We start from the raw sequence: 19,497 nt of genomic DNA, 5'->3' as shown, positions 1-19,497 counted from the left end.
TTCCTCCTTGAGACACCCGGCCCACCACTGGGTGGGCGCACCACGACGGCAGGGTGACCGTAGAACAGCCACGGGGCCCGCGCTATACCCCCTGCAGGAGGGTTACTGGATCTCAACTCCGCTGCGTGGCACGGCGCGAGAGGGCAACCACGGCTAGCGGGCGGTGGGGCGCTGGAGGTTGGCGACGAACTTGTAGCGGTCGCCGCGGTAGACCGAGCGGACCCATTCGACGGGTTCGCCGTCGGTGTCGCGGGAGTGCCGGGAGAGCATCAGCATCGGGAGTCCGACGTCGGTGCCCAGCAGCCCGGCCTCGCGCGGGGTCGCCAGGGAGGTCTCGATCGTCTCCTCGGCCTGCGCGAGGTGGACGCCGTACACCTCGGCGAGCGCGGTGTAGAGCGAGGCGTACTTGACCAGGCTGCGGCGCAGCGCGGGGAAGCGCTTCTGCGACAGGTGGGTGGTCTCGATCGCCATCGGCTCCCCGCTGGCCAGCCGCAGCCGCTCGATGCGCAGCACGCGTCCGCCCGCGGGGATGTCCAGCAGGCCGGCGAGCCGGTCGTCGGAGGTGACGTAGCCGATGTCCAGCAGTTGCGAGGTGGGCTCCAGGCCCTGGGCGCGCATGTCCTCGGTGTAGGAGGTCAGTTGCAGCGCCTGCGAGACCTTCGGCTTGGCCACGAAGGTGCCCTTGCCCTGGATGCGTTCCAGCCGTCCTTCGACGACCAGTTCCTGGAGGGCCTGGCGCACGGTGGTGCGGGAGGTGTCGAACTCGCTGGCCAGGGTGCGCTCGGGCGGCACGGGGGTTCCGGGCGGCAGGGTTTCGGTCATTTCCAGCAAGTGCCGCTTGAGTCGGTAGTACTTGGGCACGCGTGCGGTGCGGGCCGCCGATCCGTTGCCGCCTGCGGTCGCGGTGTCCGCGGCGGTCGGCGCCATGGCGCCGCCCCCGTCCGTGCTCATGGCCCGCCTCTCCGACTCGCCTCGTGCTGCCGTCACCGGCTCCTCCGTGTGCTTGGCGGTTCACATCGTGGCACGGCCCCGCCCGGTGCGCCCGCCCCAGCTCAGATGTCGTTCCGATAACGGAACCGACTGCGAGCTTTATACACCGTTGACACCCCTAAAGGTCTAGGCCAGGCTCTGCGCATTGGTCTAAACCAACTGTCCAGACGGGCCCCGGATGTGCTGTCCGGACGGACGGGCCGTCCGGATGCGCTGCTGTGCGAGCGTTCCAGTGTGCAGGGGAGAGTGCAGTGAAACGTCATCAAAAGGGCCTCATCGCCGCGGCCGGTGTCGCGGTGCTGATGGTGAACGTCGCCGCTTGCGGGTCCGACGACAAGAAGTCCGGCCCCGACAGCTTCAAGGGCCAGACCCTCACCCTCTGGGCGATGGACGGATCCACACCGGACGCGTGGACGAAGGACGTCAAGGCTGCCTTCGAGAAGAAGACCGGGGCCAAGCTCAAGTTCGAGGTCCAGCAGTGGAACGGGATCCAGCAGAAGATCACCACCGCGCTCTCCGAGTCGGACCCGCCGGACGTCCTGGAGATCGGCAACACCCAGACGCCCGCCTACGCCCGCACCGGCGGACTGGCCGACCTCGGTGACCTCAAGAAGAGCCTCGGCAAGGACTGGACCTCCTCCCTCAACAAGTCGGCGGTCTACGACGGAAAGCAGTACGCCGCCCCCTGGTTCGCCGTCAACCGCACGGTCATCTACAACAAGAAGATCTGGGCTGACGCCGGCATCAAGGGCACGCCCGCGACCCGGGAGGAGTTCTTCGCCGACCTGGACAAGATCGAGCAGAAGACCGACGCCGAGCCGCTCTACATGCCCGGCCAGAACTGGTACTTCTTCGACGGCCTGCTCATCGGCAACGACGCCGACCTGATCAAGAAGAAGGGCGGCAAGTGGGTCTCCAACCTCGCCGACTCCAAGGTCGGCGAGGCGATGAAGGTCTACAAGAAGTACGCCTCCTACTCCAAGGCGCCCAAGGACAAGGACGAGGCCACCCCGCAGCAGGGCGAGGTCTTCGCCAAGGGGAAGACGGGCGCCTTCGTCGGTCTGAGCTGGGAGGCGGCGACCGCGGTCAAGGCCAACAAGAAGATCGAGAAGGACATCGGCTACTTCACCGTTCCGGGTGAGAGCGCCGGCAAGCCCGAGGGCGTCTTCCTGGGCGGCTCCAACCTGGCGATCGCCGCCGGCAGCGAGAAGCAGGAGCTCGCCAAGGAGTTCCTCAAGATCGCCCTGTCGGACAAGTACGAGGGGGCGCTGGCCAAGGAGAGCGGCGTCATCCCCAACAAGGAGTCCCTGCAGAGCAGTCTGAAGGGCAACCCGGCCGCCGAGGCCGCCGCGCCCGCCGTCAAGGGCGGCGGTCTGACGCCGCTGGTCCCCGAGTGGGGCGCGGTGGAGAACCCGCCCAACCCGATCAAGACGTACATGACCTCCGTCCTGAAGGGGAAGTCGCACGCGGCCGCGGCCAAGGGCGTCGAGGACGAGATGAACAAGCGGCTGTCCCAGAAGCAGTAACCGAAAGCAGTAACCCGTCCGAGGCGGGGTGGGGGCGGCGTGCCGCACCCACCCCGGTGGGAGTCCGCAATGTCTGTGCAAACCGGTGAGGCACCGCCTCGTGACAAGGTGCCCGTCGAAGCGGTGGGGGCCCCCGGGGCGCCGCCCCGCGAGGGGCGTGCCGCGCGGAAGGGCTCCCTTCCCTATCTGCTGCTGCTGCCCGCGCTCGGGCTGACGGCCGTCTTCCTCGGCTGGCCGCTGGTCAACAACGCCATGTTGTCGTTCCAGAACCTCAACATGACCCAGCTGATCCAGCACGTGACCGAGTGGAACGGGCTCGGCAACTACACCGACACCCTCACCAGTGACACGTTCTGGCGGGTCACCCTCCGCTCGGTGCTCTTCACGGCCGTCAACGTCGTCGCCATCATGATCGCGGGCACCCTGATCGGGCTGCTGCTGGCGCGGCTCGGGACGAAGATGCGGCTGCTGCTGTCGGTCGGCCTGGTGCTGGCGTGGGCCATGCCCCCCATCGCCGGCACCACCGTCTACCAGTGGCTGTTCTCCCAGCGGTTCGGCGTCGTCAACTGGGTGCTCGCCGAGATCGGGTTCGACTCGATGGCGGACTACAACTGGACCGGCAGCCAGCTCTCCACCTTCTTCGTCATCTCGCTGCTCATCGTGTGGATCTCGGTGCCGTTCGTGGCGATCAACCTCTACGCGGCGACGACCACGATCTCCAAAGAGCTGTACGAGGCCGCGGCGCTGGACGGGGCCGGCGCGTGGAAGAGCTTCAAGAACGTGACCTTCCCGTTCCTCAAGCCGTTCCTGATGGTCGCGACGTTCCTCGAAGTCATCTGGATCTTCAAGGCGTTCCCGCAGGTGTTCGCCGTCAACGAGGGCGGCCCCGACCGGCTGACCGAGACGCTGCCCGTCTACGCCTTCGTCGAGGGCGTCGGCAACCAGCACTACGGCGCCGGTGCGGCGATCTCGATCCTGACCATCCTGATCCTGCTGGCGCTGATGGCGTACTACCTGCGGCTGGTGATCCGTCAGGAGAACGAAGAAGAGGCGGGCGAGAACAAGGGGGCCAAGGCCTGATGCAACGGTCACTGCTGGGCCGGATATGGCCGAACGCCGCCGCGCTGGTGCTGTTCGTGGGGTTCGTCTTCCCCGTCTACTGGATGTTCAACACGGCGCTCAAGCCGAACGGGCAGATCATCACCGAGAACCCCGTCTGGTTCCCCACCTCGCCCACTCTCGAACACTTCTCCACGGCGGTGCACGCCGACAACTTCTGGACGCTGGTGCGCAACTCCGTCACCGTCACCGTGCTGTCCGTCGGCATCTCGCTGCTGGTGGCGCTGTTCGCCTCGTTCGCGCTGGCCCGCATGCGGTTCAAGGGACGCAAGGGCATCCTGCTGACATTCATGATCGCCCAGATGGCCCCCTGGGAGGTCATGGTCATCGCGATCTACATGCTCGTGCGGGACGCCGACATGCTCAACAGCCTGGTGCCGCTCACCCTCTTCTACACCGTCATGGTGCTGCCGCTCACCATCATCACCCTGCGCGGCTACGTCGCGGCCGTGCCCAAGGACCTGGAGGAGTCCGCGATGGTGGACGGGTGCACCCGCTTCCAGGCGTTCCGCCGGGTGATCTTCCCGCTGCTGGCCCCCGGGCTGATGGCCACCTCGCTCTTCGGGTTCATCACGGCGTGGAACGAGTTCCCCATGGTGCTCATCCTCAACAAGGACGCGGAGGCACAGACGCTGCCGCTGTGGCTGTCGCAGTTCCAGACCGCCTTCGGCGACGACTGGGGCGCCACGATGGCGGCGGCCTCGCTCTTCGCCGTCCCGATCCTGCTGCTCTTCCTCTACCTCCAGCGCAAGGCGGTGGCCGGCCTCACCTCCGGCGCGGTGAAGGGATGACTCCATGACGACCTCGCTCCGTGCCTCCGACACCCTCACCCGTGACGCCCTCGCCGTCCTCCAGCCCGGCTTCGCCGGCACCTCGGCGCCGTCCTGGCTGCTGCGCCAGCTCGAACAGGGCCTCACGTCCGTCGGCCTGTTCACACGCAACATCGACACCCCCGAGCAGCTCGCCCTGCTGACCGAACAACTGCGGGACGTCCGCCCGGACCTCCTCGTCGCCATCGACGAGGAGGGCGGCGACGTCACCCGCCTGGAGGCCCGCACCGGCTCCTCCTACCCCGGCAACCACGCCCTCGGCCACATCGACGACCCCGACCTGACCCGGGCCGTCGCGCACGAACTCGGCACCCGGCTCGCCGCGGCCGGCGTCAACCTCAACTGGGCCCCCGCCGCCGACGTCAACTCCAACCCCGACAACCCCGTCATCGGCGTCCGCTCCTTCGGCGGCGCCCCGGAGCTGGTCGCCCGGCACACCGTCGCCTACGTCGAAGGGCTCCAGGCCGCCGGCGTGGCCGCCTGCGTCAAGCACTTCCCCGGCCACGGCGACACCGCCGTCGACTCGCACCACGCCGTGCCCCGCATCGACGCCGGCCTCGACACCCTCCGCGGGCGCGAACTGGTGCCCTTCGCGGCGGCCGTCGACGCCGGCACCAAGTGCGTGATGAGCGCGCACATCCTGCTGCCCGCCCTGGACGCCGCCCGCCCCGGCACGCTCAGCCCCGCCACGCTGGGACTGCTGCGGGCACCCCGGGAGGAGGGCGGGCTGGGCCACCAGGGGCTGATCGTCACCGACGGCATGGAGATGCAGGCCATCTCCGGCACCTACGGGCTCGAACGCGGCAGCGTGCTCGCGGTGGCCGCCGGAGCCGACGCCATCTGTGTCGGTGGCGGGCTCTGCGGCCAGGACACCGTGCTGCGGCTGCGCGACGCGCTGGTGTCCGCGGTGCGCGACGGCGAACTGCCCGAGGAACGGCTCGCCGACGCGGCCGCGCGGGTACGCGCACTCGCCGCGTGGGCGCTGGACGCCCGCAGGGGCCGGTCGGTCACGGGGGGACCGGCCGGCTCCGCGCACGCCGGCCAGGGCGGCATCGGGCTGGAGGCCGCACGCCGGGCGCTGGTGGTCACCGGACTGGAGACCTACCGGCGGCCGGCCGGCCCGCTGTACGTGGCGGCACTGACACCGCTGGCCAACATCGCCGTCGGCGACGAGACCCCCTGGGGGCCCGCTGCCGAACTGGAGAGGATGGTGCCCGGCACCCGGACCGGGACGTACGGCAGCACCGACGGGGACGTGGCCGCCGCGGTGCTCGCCCAGGCGCAGGACCGGCCCGTGGTCGCCGTCGTGCGCGACGCGCACCGCCACCCGTGGATGGCCGAGGCGGTCACCCGGCTGGTCACCGCCCGCCCCGGCACCGTCGTCGTGGAGATGGGCCTGCCCCAGACCGCGCCGTCCGGCGCGCTGCACATCGCCACCCGCGGCGCCGCCCGCGTGTGCGGCCGGGCCGCCGCGGAGGTCATCGCCCGCGGCTGATCCCGGCCGGCCAGGGGAGACGGGCAGGGACAGCGGCAGAAGTGCGCCGACTGCCACGACGTAGGATCGAAAACACCCCGCACCCAGCGACGAACCCCACCGGGAGGCGACCCGCATGTCCTCGAACGCCCCATCCGAGCCGGGCACCATCATGTCCGGCGAGATGGCCGAGCAGCCGGCCGTGCTGCGCCGCATCCTGGACGAGGGTGCGACGGCCATCCGTGAGGTGGCCGAGCGCATCGCGGCGAGGAACCCGCGCTTCGTGCTGCTGACGGCCCGCGGCACCTCGGACAACGCCGCGCTGTACGCGAAGTACCTGCTGGAGATCCAGCTCGGCAAGCCGTGCGGCCTGACGTCGATGTCGACCACCACGGCCTACGGAGCCCAGCCGGACCTCACCGACTGCCTGGTGATCACCATCAGCCAGTCGGGCGGCAGCCCGGACCTGGTCGCCTCCACCGAGGCCGCCCGCGCGGCCGGCGCGCTCACGCTGGCCGTCACCAACAACGCGGACTCGCCGCTCGCACAGGTCAGCGAGTTCCACATCGACGTCCTGGCCGGCCAGGAGAAGGCGCTGCCGGCCACCAAGACGTACACCGCCGAGCTGCTGGCGCTCTACCTGTTCGTGGACGGCCTGCGGGCGGGGCAGGGCGCCGAGGCGGCCAAGGCGCTGCCCGAGGTGGCCGACGCGATCCTGGCCCGCAAGGACGAGGTCAAGGCGCTGGCCGCCCGCTACCGGTTCGCGGAGCGGATGGTGCTCACCTCGCGGGGGTACGGCTACCCCACCGCGAAGGAAGCCGCGCTCAAGCTGATGGAGACCAGCTACATCCCTGCCCTGTCCTACTCTGGCGCGGACCTGCTGCACGGCCCGCTGGCCATGGTGGACAACATCTCCCCGGTGATCGCCGTGGTGGCGGACGGCAAGGGCGGCGAGGCCCTCCAGCCGGTGCTGGAACGGCTCCGGGACCGGGGTGCCGACCTGGTGGTCATCGGCCGCCAGGAAGAGGTCGACCGCGCCTCGGCCGGGTTCGCGCTGCCGACGGACGGGCTGCCCGAGGAGCTTCAGCCGATCGTGCAGATCCTGCCGCTCCAGATGCTGGCGTACGAGGTCACCATGGCGCGCGGCCAGGACCCGGACGCGCCGCGTTCGCTGGCCAAGGTCACCGAGACCCGCTGAGGGAGGCGCTGCATGGAGGGCCGTACGGGGGGCGGCAGGCCCCGGATGCGGCAGGCGGAGACCGTCGACGGGCTCGTCGAGCAGCTCATCGACGTGGGCGCCGACATCGTGCGCCGGGGCTACGCGCTGGCCAGCGGCGGCAACCTCTCGGCCCGGCTGCCGGGCGCGGCGGAGTTCGTCATCACCGGCAAGGGCACCTGGCTGGACCGGCTGGAGCCCGCCGACTTCACGGTGATGGACCTGGCCGGCGAGATCGTCGGCGGCAACCCGGCGCCCTCCAGCGAGTGGAAGCTGCACCAGCGCAGCTACCGGGTGCGCGAGGACGCGAACGCGCTCGTCCACATGCATCCGCAGCACGCGGTCCTGGTGGACGCCCTCGGCCACGAGATCCGGCTGCTGACGCTGGACCACGCGGTGTACGTACGGTCGCTCGGGCGGGTCCCGTTCCATCCGAACGGGTCCGACGAGCTGGCCGACGCCGCCGCCGAGCAGGCTGCGGAGCACAACTGCGTGCTGCTGTCCCACCACGGCTGCTCGGCGCTGGGCGAGGACGTGGGGATGGCGTTCCGGCGTGCCATGAACATCGAGGAGGCCGCGACGGCCACCTACCGCGCCCTGCTGCTGGGGGACCGCGCCACGCGCTTCCCGACGACCGCGGACGAGGCGATCCAGCACGCCTGACCGGCGCGCAGGCCCCTGAGAAAACACTTCGGGCCGCGGCGCCGGAGCGGGACCCTCAACCCGCCCGGCACCGCAGCCCGGAGCCACAAGACCCGGCCGCTGTCAGGGCAGAGAGCGTCACGGGCCTCGATCTGCCCTCCTGTGCGGGGAGGACAGAAGTTCTCTTCCCGGAATTGTGGACTAGACCACGCCCCGCTGTCTACAAATCGCACAGTGCCGGGGGAGCCGTGCGGCCCGCCGGCGGCGGGACGGGCATCCGAACTGTCGTACCCTCGGCCCCGTGCCCTCCATGAACGACCTCGTACGCCAGCACACCGCGCTCTCGGACGCCGAGCTCGAATGGCTGCACCTGCTGATCTCCGAGTGGCAGCTGCTCGCCGACCTCTCCTTCGCCGATCTGGTGCTGTGGGTACCCACGCTGGACGGTACCCGGTACGTCTCCGTCGCCCAGATGCGGCCGAACACCGGGCCGACCTCGCACCAGGACGACATGGTCGGCCACCTGGTGCCCCGTGGCCGCCGCCCGCTGCTGGACGCCGCGCTGGACGAGGGCAGGATCGTGCGCGAGGGCGACCCGGAGTGGCGCGAGGAGGTACCCGTCCGCGTCGAGTCGATCCCCGTACGACGCGAGGGCCGGGTGCTCGGCGTCATCGCGCGCAACACCAACCTGCTGACCGTGCGGACCCCAAGCAGGCTGGAGCTGACCTATCTGCAGAGTGCCAGCGACCTCGCCCAGATGATCGCAACCGGCAGCTTCCCCTTCCCCGGCCACGAGGTCGACATGGACCACGTGCCCCGCGTCGGGGACGGCCTCATCCGCCTGGACGCCGACGGGTACGTCCAGTACGCCAGCCCCAACGCCCTGTCCGCCTACCACCGGCTGGGGCTGGCCGCCGACCTGGTGGGCCTGCACCTGGGGGAGGCCACCGCCGAGCTGGCCCCGTCCCGGGGCCCGGTGGACGAGGCGATGGTCAAGCTCGCCAGCGGCTGGGCCCCGCGCGGTGCGGAGGTGGAGGCCAACGACTGCATCGTCCAGTTGCGGGCCATTCCCCTGAAGCCGAAGGGCACCCGGATCGGTTCGCTCATCCTGCTGCGCGACATCACGGAAGTGCGCCGCCGTGAACGCGAATTGATCACCAAGGACGCCACCATCCGGGAGATCCATCACCGGGTGAAGAACAATCTGCAGACGGTGGCCGCGCTCTTGCGCCTGCAATCCCGGCGGATGGATTCCGAGCAGGGCAAGGACGCTCTCAACGAGGCGGTACGCAGAGTCGGTTCCATCGCCATCGTGCACGAGACGCTCTCCCAGAACCTGGATGAGCGCGTCGACTTCGACGACATCGCGGACCGCGTACTCGCGATGGTCGCCGAGATCTCCCCGGGGCGCATCACCGGCCGCCGTACGGGCCGGTTCGGCATTCTGGGCGCGGAGACCGCCACGCCGCTGTCGATGGTGCTGACCGAGGTCCTGCAGAACGCCATCGAGCACGGCTTCGGCCCCGGGGAGCAGGGCGCCGTGGAGGTGCAGGCGGTACGGGGAGCGGCCACGGGACACAGCGGGGCGCGGCTGTTGGTCACCGTGCAGGACAACGGCCGTGGTCTGCCCGCCGGGTTCGACGCCCGCAACGGCGGCAACCTGGGCCTGCAGATCGTGCGGACCCTGGTGGAGGGGGAGTTGGGCGGCACGTTCGACATGCTGCCCGCGCCCGCCGGCGGCACCAGGGCGCTGTTCGACCTGCCGGTGGCGGCGGAGAAGCAGCGCGAGAAGCGCGAGAGGCGCTGACGCGGTTCCCTACCTCGGCGAAGGGCGGACGGGCGGGTTGGGCAGCGTACGGTTCCCGGAGTGCGCCGCGGGCGCACAGCGCAAAGCCCCCGGTCCGCCGGTGGCGGCTCGGGGGCTTTGCGCTGTTCACGCTCTGCGTTTGTGCGGGCGCTCTGCTTGCTGCTAGGCGCTCCGAGGGCACTGCGCGCGCTGCGTCTCGGGGGTGCAGCTGTCGGTGCAGGGCTGGGCGTCAGGCGGTCGCGGCGTTGTTCCGCGCCCGGTTGCGGGCGGCGCGGCGCTTCATCGCACGACGCTCGTCCTCGCTGAGGCCACCCCAGACACCGGAGTCCTGGCCGGACTCCAGGGCCCACTGCAGGCACTGCTCCATGACGGGGCAGCGGCGGCAGACGGCCTTGGCTTCCTCGATCTGCAGCAGCGCAGGACCGGTGTTGCCGATGGGGAAGAACAGCTCGGGGTCTTCCTCGCGGCAAACGGCGTGGTGACGCCAGTCCATGGCTGCTACCTCTCCTCGTGTGTGGCTTGGTTGCTTGTGAATGTGAACGCTTTCACGAATCCCCCCGCAGGGGAAGTGGGGCCTCATCAACTGTGATGCGGGTCCCACTGAAGTTAAGGAAGGGGATTCGGCTCTCAAGGGGGCCCTGGTGGGCGGGCCGTCCCGATCGCCATGAAGAGACTCGCAAACCTCGGCGGCGGACACAACCCCTTCCGGAAACTTTTTTTTGAATCCTTGGTGTCGGCTAGCTCACAGCCGTCATTCCAGGGGGTGGATCCTTGTCTAAACGTTCGAGTAGAAGGACTTTCGGGCCTTCCACTTACACAATCACACGCAGTGCACGCCGTACGCCTGTGAAGCTCACGCTCGTACGCAGTCCCAGGTGGTCACCGTCCATCTGAAAGGGCAGTGGAACCTGCGAATGCAAGGTGAACGTCGTGAGGTCGTGCAGCGTCACTGCGTGCTTGCCGCGGGGCCCCCGTTCGGGGTTCGAAGTCAGCAACTGAGTGCCGTAACGGCTCACGGCCAGCGGCGTCAGCCGCCTGAGTCCCAGCACGTCCAATCCGGTGTCGAACGAGGCCTCGGGCGCCGCGTACAGCGGCTTGTTCCCCAGGTACGACCAGGGAGCGGTGTTGCAGACTATCGACAGCGCCAGCTCCTCGACCGGCTCCGCGCCCTCGCGCTCCAGCGTGATCGTGCCGTGCCGCCGGTGCGGCTCGTGCAGGAACTGCCGGACGACCTGGCGCACGTACAGCGGATGCGTCGAACGCTTGCCGCGCTCCCGCTGCTGCTCGACCCGGCCCACCACGCCCGCGTCGAACCCGAGACCCGCGGCGAAGGTGAACCAGCGCGCCGGGATCTCCGCGTCGTCGCTGCCGGGGACACCGCCGGTCAGCCCCAGGCCGACGGTTCTCTCCGTGCCGGACTCCAGCGCGTCCAGCAGGTGCCCCGTGGCCTCCACCACGTCGTTGGGCATGCCCAGCGCGCGCGCGAACACATTGGTGGAGCCGCCCGGTACCACCGCCAGCCTGGGCAGCGTCTCGGGTGCGGGACCCTCGTGCAGCAGACCGTTGACGACCTCGTTGATGGTGCCGTCCCCGCCGAGCGCGATCACCAGTTCGGTCGTGCCCCCCTGCGCCGCCTGCCGGGCCAGGTCGCGGGCGTGTCCCCGGTACTGCGTGGTGGCGACTTCCAGCTTGAGGTCACTGGCCAGCGCGTGCGCCAGCACATCGCGGGTGCGTGCGCTGGTGGTGGTTGCTGCCGGGTTGACCACGAGGAGTGCGCGCATGGGGTGAGCGTACCTACCTGGCGGTACAGGGCCCAGTCCAGCCGGAGGACTAGGCTGCACGTGTGAGCGAGAGCGTGACCGAGACGAATGCGGAAGAGCCCATGGTGAGGGAGACGGGCGGCGCGCGGGGGCCGCGCAGGATCGTGGCCGCCGCCGTGGTGACCGGCCTGGAGGGGCTGGTCGTCGCTGCGTTCGGGATCTTCTCCCTCGTTCTGCTGGCCACCGGCAGCCCCGACGACATGACGCAGGCCGCCACTCTCGCGGTGACCGTCCTCGCGCTGTCCGCGCTGCCGCTCCTCGCAGCGCGCGGACTGTGGCTGAGGCGGCGCTGGAGCCGCGGCCCCTCGATGATCGTCCAGCTTCTCGCCCTGCCCGTCGCCTGGCAGATGGCGCAGAACGGGGGCGGCCTGCTCGCGGCCGCCGTGGTGCTGGCACTGGCCGCAGTCGCCGTGCTGGCGTGCCTGGTCAACCCGAAGGCGACAGCGGCGCTCGGTATCGGGCCGAGGTGAGACCCGCGGCCCGACGGGCCGCCGCGCCGCTCCTCGGCGGGCTCTTCCGGACGACGTCCGGGGGAGGGGGCCGGACGTGGTTCACTCCTCGACCAGGAGGCGGTCCCGCAACTGGGCCAGGGTGCGGGCGAGGAGCCGGGAGACGTGCATCTGCGAGATGCCCACCTCCTGCGCGATCTGCGACTGGGTCATGTTCCCGAAGAACCGCAGCAGCAGGATCTTCTTCTCCCGCGGCGGCAGCTCCTCCAACAGCGGCTTGAGCGACTCCCGGTACTCGACCCCCTCCAGCGCGTCGTCCTCGGCGCCCAGGGTGTCGGCGACGGCCGGCGACTCGTCGTCGGTGTCGGGGACATCCAGGGAGAGCGTGCTGTAGGCGTTGGCCGACTCCAGCCCCTCCAGCACCTCCTCCTCGGAGATCGACAGCCGCTGCGCCAGCTCGTGCACCGTCGGCGCGCGCCCGTGCTGCTGGGAGAGCTCGGCGGTCGCGGAGGTCAGGGAGAGCCGCAGCTCCTGGAGGCGGCGGGGCACGCGGACGGCCCAGCCCTTGTCGCGGAAGTGACGTTTGATCTCGCCGACGACCGTGGGGGTCGCGTACGTCGAGAACTCGACACCTCGCTCGGGGTCGAAGCGGTCGACCGACTTGATCAGGCCGATCGTCGCGACCTGCGTCAGGTCGTCCAGCGGCTCGCCGCGGTTGCGGAAGCGGCGGGCCAGGTGCTCGACCAGGGGCAGGTGCATCCGCACCAGCCGGTTGCGCAGCTCGGCGCGCTCGGGCCCGTCCGGCAGCTTGCGCAGTTCGACGAAGAGCGCGCGCGCACCGTCGCGGTCCTGCTGCGGGTCGGACCCGCGCGGACCGCCGTGGGCCGCCCGCCCGCGGCGATCGTGCTGCTGCTGGTTCATGGCGTCCGCCCGCTTCGCCTGCCTGGGTCGCTGCATGCTGGGGTCGGCCGGGTGCGGGCGGGGCTGCTGTTCCGGAACGCCCCGGGGGACCGCCCCCGGGCGGCCTGACCACATCTGACTCGCCTCGTGCTCGGTCACGATGCTCCGGGCCCTGCACCGCGCTTCTTGTGCAGGCTGATGCTCACCGTACGGTCGTCCGACACTGCTGAACCCACCTCACCGGCCAGGGCCGAGAGCACCGTCCACGCGAAGGTGTCGCGTTCGGGTGCCCGGCCATCGGTCGTCGGCGCCGAGACGGTGACGTGCAGCGAGTCGCCGACGAGCTGGAAGACACAACTGAGCACGGAGCCGGGGACGGCCTGCTGGAGCAGGATCGCGCACGCCTCGTCCACGGCGATCCGCAGATCCTCGATCTCGTCGAGGGTGAAGTCCAAGCGGGCCGCGAGCCCGGCGGTGGCCGTCCGCAGCACCGACAGATAGGCACCCGCGGCCGGCAGCCGGACCTCGACGAAGTCCTGCGACGCGGGGTCGCCTGCGATCTGGGACACCCTCACCTCCAAGGTGACACGAGCCGGTTGGGCCTCGCGGCCGCCGCGGCTGTTGGTTCGTTTCGTCAGCGACGCTATCGCGATCTGTGTCACGATGCCGCACGCGCCGATCATTGCCGCCCCAACCCACGAGCGTCACCCATAGTAAACATACGGGCACTTTCTGTCGCTAGGGGTCGGGGCTCTCAAATCCTCTGTGATTACGCTGAGTTGACACCCGGAGCGGCCGCGAACGGCTTTCCCGGGCCAGACCCTCGTACCTCGTCGGCCACCCTGTGTGCCCGAAGCCGGGACCAGGTCGCCGATGAGGGGGCCTGTCATGTCGATACCCGTCACCCGTTGCGTTCATAGCCCCTGGCGGCACACGCTCCGACAAGGGCCGAAACCCGCCCCTGTGGGGGACACCGTGGCGACGTGGGAGGCGGGAGTGGCGGCCCATACCCTCACTCTGAGTAGCGAAGCGGCCAGGGTGGAAGAAGGGGCCGTCACGGAGTGTCAGAACAACTCTTACTCTCCGTCATGATTCACCGGTCCACGGCTGCCCCGTCACGACCGCCGTCACCGTGCTGCCGCGGGGGAAGGCACCCTCGTCCGTGAGGTGGGTGAGGGCGAGCAGCAGCTTGGCCACGTAGGTGGTCTCCAGTGCCGGCAGGGCGTGCCGCTGGGCGAAGTCCGCCGCGAAGTCGGCCAGCCGCGCGCTGGTCCGGGCGTAGCCGCCCTCGTGGAGACGTTCCTCCATCCGCCAGTGGCCGCGCGGGCCGCCGAAGGCCTCGCGTTGGAGACGGCGGACCTCACCACCGAGAAAGCCGCCCTTGAGTACGGCCACGCCGATACTTCGCTGAGCTGGGGAAAGGCCCGCCGCCATGCCCGCGAGAGTGCCACCCGTGCCGCAGGCGACCGCCGCGATGTCGGTGTGCCCGCGCAGTTCCTCGCCCAGCAGGGCGCACCCGCGCACGGCCGCCGCGTTGCTGCCGCCCTCCGGTACGACGGTGCACGCGCCGAAGCGGGCCCGCAGCGCGTCGTGGAAGGCGGGATCGGCGCGACGGCGGTAGGCGGAGCGCGGCACGAAGTGCAGCAGCATCCCGTCCTCGGCGCAGCGCGCCAGCGACGGGTTGAGGGGCCGGTCGGCCAACTCCTCGCCGCGTACCACCCCGACCGTGCGCAGCCCCAGCAGCCGGCCCGCTGCCGCGGTCGCGCGCAGGTGGTTGGAGTAGGCGCCCCCGAAGGTCAGCAGCCGGCGGTGCCCCGTCTCGGCCACCTCGCGCAGAATGGGGGCGAGTTTGCGCCACTTGTTGCCGGAGGGTACATGCTCACTGGTTTATGTCCAGGTCACCCCCGTTTCCGGGCCACGCGGAAGCCCCGCCCGCGTCGGTGATGCAGACGCGGGCGGGGTCGAGCGGTGGACGCCTCAGCCGAACGCCTCGGCTGACAGGTGGGGGTGTGCTTCGGCGTCGTCGTCCGGGGCCACTGCGTCAGCCGTTGCCCTGCTCTCCACGATGCGCAGCACGTCACGCAGGCACTCAGTGAGTCGCCTTGCGGTGAAACGCGCCTCTCCGAGAGCCACTCCTTCGCTTCGCAGCAGCGTGCAGGCGTGCCGCAGCACCTCGTGTGCTGTGTGGAGCTGTTCAGCTTCCACCTCGTCGGCAAGTGTTGACAGGCGGCTGTCAGGGTCGTCGGTACTCAGGTAGCAGGGCTTCCCTTCGGGCGAGCTCCAGGGCAGCAGCCGGAGGCCGGTAGCTACTTCTTCGTTGGTTGAGGCCATGCAGCGAGATTCCACTTTCAGGTGGGGATGCAGTAGCGGCCCGCTGTGTGCCCACGTGTAGGCCCGATGTAGGCCACAATGGCGGGTATGAATGTTGGGGAGCGCATTCGAGACCGCAGAAAGCAACTGGGGTGGTCGCAAGAGCGGTTGGCCAAAGAAGCGTGCCGCGCCGCAGGTGTCGGCCCCGATGCTCTAGGACGGCAAGAGATCTACAGGTACGAGAAGGGCATGCGAACGCCCCGCGATTGGCTGGGTCCGATTGCGCAGGCACTCGGCATGTCCACACATGTCCTCAGCGGAGCACAGCCCGGCGACGCCGGAGCGCTGTCCGGCATCTGGCGGAGCGAGTACACCTACACGAGCACGAAGCGAGGGGAGGTCCGCCGACGTCACCATGTGATCGTCCGGGAAGTGGGAAACCGTCTGCACTGTGAGAGTCTGCCCGGCTCCAACGACTCCCCGATCTTCCTCGACTTCACGCGGGACGGACCGGCTCTCACGGGCACGTGGACCGAGCGGACGGCTATCGAGGGCCACTACAGGGGAGCTGTCTACCACGGTGCTCTGCAACTGCTTGTCGACCTCACCGGCCGAAGGGCTGAGGGCAAGTGGGTAGGGTTCGACAAGTCGTTCCAGGTGGACAGCGGTCCCTGGAAGCTGAGCTTCGAGACGCCGGACACCAGCCGACGGGCCGTGACGCGCTTCAACAGGCCGCCCCAGGCGTAGCCGACACACGAGCCCACTGGCGCCGGGCCCTGCCAGCTCGCCACAGGGAGGCCGACGCCAGCCGCCTACGGCAGCCGCTGAGGCGAGCAGGGAGAGCCCAGGACCGAATCGGCGTAACGTCTCCTTACTTGTTCAAGGGCGCGCCTGCGGCGCGCCGCCCGGTGCGGCTCTTGCCGCCCCGGCCAGGCGTGCGGCCTTCGGCCGGTCCTGTCCGGGCGGCCGCCACCCGGGCGCACCGGCGGCCCTGAGGCGCGGGGAAGGGCCCCGTTCGGTTACGGGCTCCCTCTCGCCATGCTCCGCGGAGACCGCCAGCCTGCGCCCCGGTGGGCGGCTGGAGCGTGCGGCGCCGAGAGGCTTCAGACAGCTCCCACGGGGCGAGCCCGCTAAGACCTTGCGGACTTCCAGCCCTTCCCGCTCAGCCCGACCGCACAGGTCCCTCTCGTGTGCGTGCAACGTCGTCTTGTCGTCCTGCAACGTGCTTCGCCGCCGGTAGAGGTCGCACAGCTCCTTTACGTTGGTCATCTGACTCATACGCCCCTACGCAAGTACAACGGACCGGCCGAGGCGTTCGCTTCCCGTTTTCACCAGTCGTCCTGTACCTGGGTAGTGCGGGATGTACGAGATCGTCCCGCTTGAGCAGCAGTCGCACGCCGCGCCGGCCGAACCGCTCGTCCTCGACCTCCTGGAGCACGGAGGGCAGCCGTGGGGCGAGGGCGGCGAGGGCGGCGAGGGGGTCAGGGTCGTGACCGGGCGCGGAGTCGGATACCACCCGTCCATTGTGGGCAGTACCCGCCTCCGCGCCCGGGAGGGGGCCAGGCCCGCCGCGGGGCCCTCACTTCAGCCGTGCGGCGATCCGCTCGCGCAGGTCGTCCATGGTGAAGCCGCGCGGGTCCACCTTCTGGTCCGTCCACTCCAGGTGCCCGATGACCGAGCGGGCGCCCCAGTTGTGGTGGCGGCACAGCGCGGCCGCGGCCCGCTCGATGGCCTCCAGTTGCTCGGCGGGCCAGGGGTCCTTGCCGTCGCCGAGGTTCTCGCACTCGAAGCCGTAGAAGTACCTGTTGCCGTCGGTGTTCTGCTGGTTCGGCGCCGGGGTGGCGCGCTCGGCGACGACGGCGCGCAGCACGTCGTCGTCGCCGAGCCCCGCGTGGTTGGCGCGGCCGTGCCCGGTCAGATGGACGGTGCCGTCCTTGGTGATGCAGCCGTGGGCGAGCGGGCCCGGCAGCTCCGGGTGCCCGTCGTAGACCAGGTCGACCGTCTCCTTCGCGCCGCTGGTGACGGTGTGGTGGATCACGATGCCGTGCACCGGGCCCCACGGCCCGTGCTGGTTGCGGTTGTGGTTGCGCCAGTCGCGTACCTCTTCGACCGTCACGCCCTCCTTCTTGAGGGCCTGCACGAAAGCGGTCGCGCTGATGGGTGTGGCCATCTCGCCCCCGTCCGGTGCGTCCGGTTGTCGGTTCGTCCGGCGTGTGCGGCGGTGCGCCCGCTGTGGGTGCCCACTGCCGCTGTGCTCACCGCTGTTGCTCACTGCCGTAGGCGCGCTGTCCTACGGCTGTGCCCGCCGCCAGCGGTGCCGCCGGGCGCCGGCGGGGATGCCGCACGCACCCGCCGCCGACGGTGTGTTCCCCTCTCATACCCCGTGGCGGGCCGCTTCTAGTCGCCGTGACCGCATTCTGTCCGTGGGGTCGCCTGTGCGAGGAGTGAACGCACCCGGTGATCGCGGGAGTACGGCCGCAGCAGCCCGGGTATCCGCGAACGCGCGGCCCGTACGCGCCCCGAGCGGACCGGTGCCGACTCCGCGAGGAAACCGCGCCAGGCGGCGCAGGCCTCGTCCAGCCGGCCCCGGGAGAGCAACAGCTCGGCGAGTTGCGCCTGGCACAGGGCGCGCGAGCGGCGCTCGTCCGCCGGGCGGCTGCGCAGCGAGGCGCGCAGGTCCCGGATGGCGCCTTCCCGGTCGCCCAGCGCGGTACGCATCTGGCTGGACTGGTAGAGCAGCGCCGCGTTCTGGTACGTGCCCACCGGCTCCCCGCTGGGGCTCTCCAGCCCGGTCGTCAGGTCTGCGGGGGCCCGCGCGAGCTGCCGCTCGGCCCGCCCCATCGCCTCCAGCGCCCGGCGGCGGTCACCGTCCGCGGCACCCGCGACGGCCAGGCCCGCGTACAGGAACGCGCGCGTCGAGGGATCGGTGTCGGCGGGCGCCGCCGCCAGGGCGGCCTCGGCGAGCTCCAGGCTGATCCGGGAGTGCCCCAACTGGTGCGCCTGGGAGCTGAGGGCGCGCCGGGCCAGCGCCACGCCCTCCGGGTCGGCGGCCTCCTGCGCGAGCTGTGCCGCGGTCAGGAAAGCCCGCTGCGCCAGGCCGTTGCGCTGCTCGTCGGCGTAGACCCGCGCCAGCAGGAAGCTGAGCCGCGCCGCGCCGGCCTGCACGCCCCGGTGCTGCACGCCCTCCTCGCCGGCGCGCAGGCTGCTCACCAGCCCGGACAGGTAGGCGGCCAGCGGGATACGGATGTGGCCGCCTCCGTACCGGTCGGCCTGCAGCGCGAAGAACCGTGCGTGCTCGTGCACCGACGCCACCTCGCCGGGACCGGTGCGCCCCACGGGCCGGGAGCCGCGCCCTGTGCAGGAGTTGCGCGCCCCGGGCAGCGGAGCCGGAGTGGGAGCGTTCGGCTCCGCGGGGTGCGTCGTTGCCGGGTCCGGGTCCGGTGCCAGGCCCGCGAGGTCCGGGCGCTCCGCCCTCGGGGCCGGGTCAGCCGGGCGCTGGGGGGCCGCGTCCCCGGGTGAGGCCGCGGAGGCCGAGGGGGCCGTCCTCTCCCCGTTCCCTTTCCCTCCCTCGGCGGACGCGGGCCGGCGGGCGGACGCGCGTACCGTCTCGGTCAGCAGCCGCAGGGTGTACGGCGCCGGGGGAGGGGTGTCGGCGCGGGGCGGGGGGATCACGGGGGCGGTCAGCGCGGTGAGCTGGTCGGCTGGACGGGAGGGCCGCCCCAGGCCGAATTGCCGGAGGTCGACCGGGTGCGGCCGGGCTCCGCCGTGGTCGGTGTCCGGGGGGCTCCAGGCGTGCTCACCGCTTCCGTCCCGGCCCCCGGGTGCGCGGGCCGGGTCCCGTGGCCCGGAGGGATCGGACGCCTCGTCATCGCCGTCCATGCCGCCCCGGGGGCGCGCTCCCGCTGCCGTACGCCCGCCCCGCGTGCCGGGCCCGTACATGGGGCCCTGGCGCATGCCCAGTTCGGCCACCGTGACGCGGCGCCCGAGCCGGCGGGTGAGCGCCTCCGCCATCAGGTGCTGCACCCGGGGGTCGGGGCGGCTGCCGCGCAGCCAGTGGGCGACTGAAGTCCTGTCGTACCGAAGGTGGAGGCCCACCTCGGCGCCGAGACGAGCCAGGGCACGTGCGAACGCGGCCTGTGTCCACTCGGTCTCTGCGAGCAGGGCACGCAGCGCGCCGTTCGGGGTGCGGGTGCGGGAGCGGACGCTCGGGTGCGCCGTGGTGCGCGTGGGGTCGGTGTCATACATGGCTGTTCCTGTGGTCGAACCTGATGGGGTCGTTCACCGTTCTGCCTCACTTCCGGAATCCAGCGATGCTTTTCCGTAGCTCTGCGTGCACCGGATGTGCTGTCATGCACGCGGACAACTTCAGGAAAGCGCATCGCTCACGGCGGCGGGAGCATGTGCCGGGCGCACG

Annotated in this window: 18 protein-coding genes and 2 pseudogenes; 10 read left to right on the top strand and 10 right to left on the bottom strand. The window is 70.8% G+C overall.

Annotation, left to right across the window (positions count from 1 at the left end; translation table 11 throughout):
- Nucleotides 1-153: 153 nt before the first annotated feature.
- Nucleotides 154-951 (bottom strand): GntR family transcriptional regulator, encoded by a 798-nt coding sequence (locus H297_RS0102195; RefSeq protein WP_027735712.1) that lies wholly within the window; start codon nucleotides 949-951, stop codon nucleotides 154-156.
- Nucleotides 952-1,292: 341 nt separating this feature from the next.
- On the opposite strand from H297_RS0102195, the gene H297_RS0102190 reads away from it, so the two are divergent.
- The 7 genes from H297_RS0102190 to H297_RS0102160 all read left to right on the top strand — a co-directional run bounded on the left by H297_RS0102190 (nucleotide 1,293) and on the right by H297_RS0102160 (nucleotide 9,604).
- A complete protein-coding gene (locus tag H297_RS0102190; RefSeq protein ID WP_051351493.1) occupies nucleotides 1,293-2,516 on the top strand; it encodes an extracellular solute-binding protein in 1,224 nt (407 codons plus the stop codon).
- 69 nt (nucleotides 2,517-2,585) lie between these two features.
- Nucleotides 2,586-3,596, top strand: coding sequence for a carbohydrate ABC transporter permease (locus H297_RS0102185; RefSeq protein ID WP_027735710.1), 1,011 nt, complete (start codon nucleotides 2,586-2,588; stop codon nucleotides 3,594-3,596).
- Nucleotides 3,596-4,426, top strand: a complete 831-nt coding sequence (locus H297_RS0102180; RefSeq protein ID WP_027735709.1) for a carbohydrate ABC transporter permease — start codon at nucleotides 3,596-3,598, stop codon at nucleotides 4,424-4,426. The genes H297_RS0102185 and H297_RS0102180 overlap by 1 nt, the downstream gene beginning before the upstream one ends.
- 4 nt (nucleotides 4,427-4,430) lie before the next feature.
- Nucleotides 4,431-5,960, top strand: a complete 1,530-nt coding sequence (locus tag H297_RS0102175) for a glycoside hydrolase family 3 N-terminal domain-containing protein (RefSeq protein WP_027735708.1) — start codon at nucleotides 4,431-4,433, stop codon at nucleotides 5,958-5,960.
- A gap of 115 nt (nucleotides 5,961-6,075) precedes the next feature.
- Nucleotides 6,076-7,137, top strand: coding sequence for an SIS domain-containing protein (locus H297_RS0102170; protein ID WP_027735707.1), 1,062 nt, complete (start codon nucleotides 6,076-6,078; stop codon nucleotides 7,135-7,137).
- A gap of 12 nt (nucleotides 7,138-7,149) precedes the next feature.
- Nucleotides 7,150-7,818 carry a class II aldolase/adducin family protein gene (locus H297_RS0102165; protein WP_199787126.1) on the top strand — a complete coding sequence of 223 codons (669 nt, stop codon included), beginning with the start codon at nucleotides 7,150-7,152 and terminating at the stop codon, nucleotides 7,816-7,818.
- 289 nt (nucleotides 7,819-8,107) lie between these two features.
- Nucleotides 8,108-9,604, top strand: a complete 1,497-nt coding sequence (locus H297_RS0102160; RefSeq protein ID WP_027735705.1) for a PAS domain-containing sensor histidine kinase — start codon at nucleotides 8,108-8,110, stop codon at nucleotides 9,602-9,604.
- Nucleotides 9,605-9,833: 229 nt separating this feature from the next.
- On the opposite strand, the gene H297_RS0102155 is transcribed toward H297_RS0102160, so the two are convergent.
- Both H297_RS0102155 and H297_RS0102150 read right to left on the bottom strand, forming a co-directional pair.
- Entirely contained in the window at nucleotides 9,834-10,097 is a 264-nt protein-coding gene (locus H297_RS0102155; protein ID WP_016469673.1) for a WhiB family transcriptional regulator, read from the bottom strand.
- A gap of 319 nt (nucleotides 10,098-10,416) precedes the next feature.
- The gene (locus H297_RS0102150; protein ID WP_027735704.1) at nucleotides 10,417-11,385 is read right to left on the bottom strand and encodes a diacylglycerol kinase family protein; all 969 of its coding nucleotides are present in this window, start codon (nucleotides 11,383-11,385) and stop codon (nucleotides 10,417-10,419) included.
- Between the two features lie 101 nt (nucleotides 11,386-11,486).
- On the opposite strand from H297_RS0102150, the gene H297_RS0102145 reads away from it, so the two are divergent.
- Entirely contained in the window at nucleotides 11,487-11,894 is a 408-nt protein-coding gene (locus H297_RS0102145; RefSeq protein WP_051351419.1) for a hypothetical protein, read from the top strand.
- Nucleotides 11,895-11,975: 81 nt separating this feature from the next.
- Here the strand turns inward: H297_RS0102145 and H297_RS0102140 are convergent, their stop codons facing one another.
- The 4 genes from H297_RS0102140 to H297_RS41000 form a co-directional block, all read right to left on the bottom strand.
- Nucleotides 11,976-12,908 carry an RNA polymerase sigma factor SigF gene (locus tag H297_RS0102140; RefSeq protein ID WP_199787139.1) on the bottom strand — a complete coding sequence of 311 codons (933 nt, stop codon included), beginning with the start codon at nucleotides 12,906-12,908 and terminating at the stop codon, nucleotides 11,976-11,978.
- A 20-nt stretch (nucleotides 12,909-12,928) separates the two neighbouring features.
- Nucleotides 12,929-13,342, bottom strand: a complete 414-nt coding sequence (locus H297_RS0102135; protein ID WP_027735701.1) for an ATP-binding protein — start codon at nucleotides 13,340-13,342, stop codon at nucleotides 12,929-12,931.
- Between the two features lie 517 nt (nucleotides 13,343-13,859).
- Nucleotides 13,860-14,612: a pyridoxal-phosphate dependent enzyme gene (locus H297_RS34025; protein ID WP_051351418.1), complete on the bottom strand. Its 753-nt coding sequence runs from the start codon at nucleotides 14,610-14,612 to the stop codon at nucleotides 13,860-13,862.
- A gap of 138 nt (nucleotides 14,613-14,750) precedes the next feature.
- On the bottom strand, nucleotides 14,751-15,104 hold the full coding sequence (locus H297_RS41000) for a hypothetical protein (RefSeq protein WP_078513671.1): 354 nt from the start codon (nucleotides 15,102-15,104) through the stop codon (nucleotides 14,751-14,753).
- A gap of 78 nt (nucleotides 15,105-15,182) precedes the next feature.
- Between H297_RS41000 and H297_RS43950 the strand changes: the two are divergent.
- Nucleotides 15,183-15,335: pseudogene (locus tag H297_RS43950) on the top strand (hypothetical protein); the annotation flags it as partial.
- 45 nt (nucleotides 15,336-15,380) lie between these two features.
- Nucleotides 15,381-15,830 (top strand): hypothetical protein, encoded by a 450-nt coding sequence (locus tag H297_RS0102120; protein ID WP_027735699.1) that lies wholly within the window; start codon nucleotides 15,381-15,383, stop codon nucleotides 15,828-15,830.
- Between the two features lie 601 nt (nucleotides 15,831-16,431).
- On the opposite strand, the pseudogene H297_RS43945 reads toward H297_RS0102120, so the two are convergent.
- From H297_RS43945 to H297_RS43555, 3 genes and pseudogenes are all read right to left on the bottom strand, one after another.
- Nucleotides 16,432-16,599: pseudogene (locus H297_RS43945) on the bottom strand (1-aminocyclopropane-1-carboxylate deaminase); the annotation flags it as partial.
- Nucleotides 16,600-16,662: 63 nt separating this feature from the next.
- The gene (locus H297_RS0102115) at nucleotides 16,663-17,253 is read right to left on the bottom strand and encodes a peptidoglycan recognition protein family protein (RefSeq protein ID WP_027735698.1); all 591 of its coding nucleotides are present in this window, start codon (nucleotides 17,251-17,253) and stop codon (nucleotides 16,663-16,665) included.
- 227 nt (nucleotides 17,254-17,480) lie between these two features.
- Entirely contained in the window at nucleotides 17,481-19,328 is a 1,848-nt protein-coding gene (locus tag H297_RS43555) for an NsdA family TPR-like regulatory protein (RefSeq protein ID WP_027735697.1), read from the bottom strand.
- Nucleotides 19,329-19,497 lie beyond the last annotated feature (169 nt).

The organism is Streptomyces sp. CNT360, assembly GCF_000424785.1.
This window is presented reverse-complemented; position numbering and strand designations above follow the sequence as displayed.

Bases quoted from the DNA above. Each gene is read 5' to 3' on its own strand.
- H297_RS0102195 (WP_027735712.1), bottom strand. From the start codon at position 951: ATGAGCACGGACGGGGGCGGCGCCATGGCGCCGACCGCCGCGGACACC.
- H297_RS0102190 (WP_051351493.1), top strand. From the start codon at position 1,293: ATGGTGAACGTCGCCGCTTGCGGGTCCGACGACAAGAAGTCCGGCCCC.
- H297_RS0102185 (WP_027735710.1), top strand. From the start codon at position 2,586: ATGTCTGTGCAAACCGGTGAGGCACCGCCTCGTGACAAGGTGCCCGTC.
- H297_RS0102180 (WP_027735709.1), top strand. From the start codon at position 3,596: ATGCAACGGTCACTGCTGGGCCGGATATGGCCGAACGCCGCCGCGCTG.
- H297_RS0102175 (WP_027735708.1), top strand. From the start codon at position 4,431: ATGACGACCTCGCTCCGTGCCTCCGACACCCTCACCCGTGACGCCCTC.
- H297_RS0102170 (WP_027735707.1), top strand. From the start codon at position 6,076: ATGTCCTCGAACGCCCCATCCGAGCCGGGCACCATCATGTCCGGCGAG.
- H297_RS0102165 (WP_199787126.1), top strand. From the start codon at position 7,150: ATGGAGGGCCGTACGGGGGGCGGCAGGCCCCGGATGCGGCAGGCGGAG.
- H297_RS0102160 (WP_027735705.1), top strand. From the start codon at position 8,108: ATGAACGACCTCGTACGCCAGCACACCGCGCTCTCGGACGCCGAGCTC.
- H297_RS0102155 (WP_016469673.1), bottom strand. From the start codon at position 10,097: ATGGACTGGCGTCACCACGCCGTTTGCCGCGAGGAAGACCCCGAGCTG.
- H297_RS0102150 (WP_027735704.1), bottom strand. From the start codon at position 11,385: ATGCGCGCACTCCTCGTGGTCAACCCGGCAGCAACCACCACCAGCGCA.
- H297_RS0102145 (WP_051351419.1), top strand. From the start codon at position 11,487: ATGGTGAGGGAGACGGGCGGCGCGCGGGGGCCGCGCAGGATCGTGGCC.
- H297_RS0102140 (WP_199787139.1), bottom strand. From the start codon at position 12,908: ATGTGGTCAGGCCGCCCGGGGGCGGTCCCCCGGGGCGTTCCGGAACAG.
- H297_RS41000 (WP_078513671.1), bottom strand. From the start codon at position 15,104: ATGGCCTCAACCAACGAAGAAGTAGCTACCGGCCTCCGGCTGCTGCCC.
- H297_RS0102120 (WP_027735699.1), top strand. From the start codon at position 15,381: ATGTCCACACATGTCCTCAGCGGAGCACAGCCCGGCGACGCCGGAGCG.
- H297_RS0102115 (WP_027735698.1), bottom strand. From the start codon at position 17,253: ATGGCCACACCCATCAGCGCGACCGCTTTCGTGCAGGCCCTCAAGAAG.
- H297_RS43555 (WP_027735697.1), bottom strand. From the start codon at position 19,328: ATGTATGACACCGACCCCACGCGCACCACGGCGCACCCGAGCGTCCGC.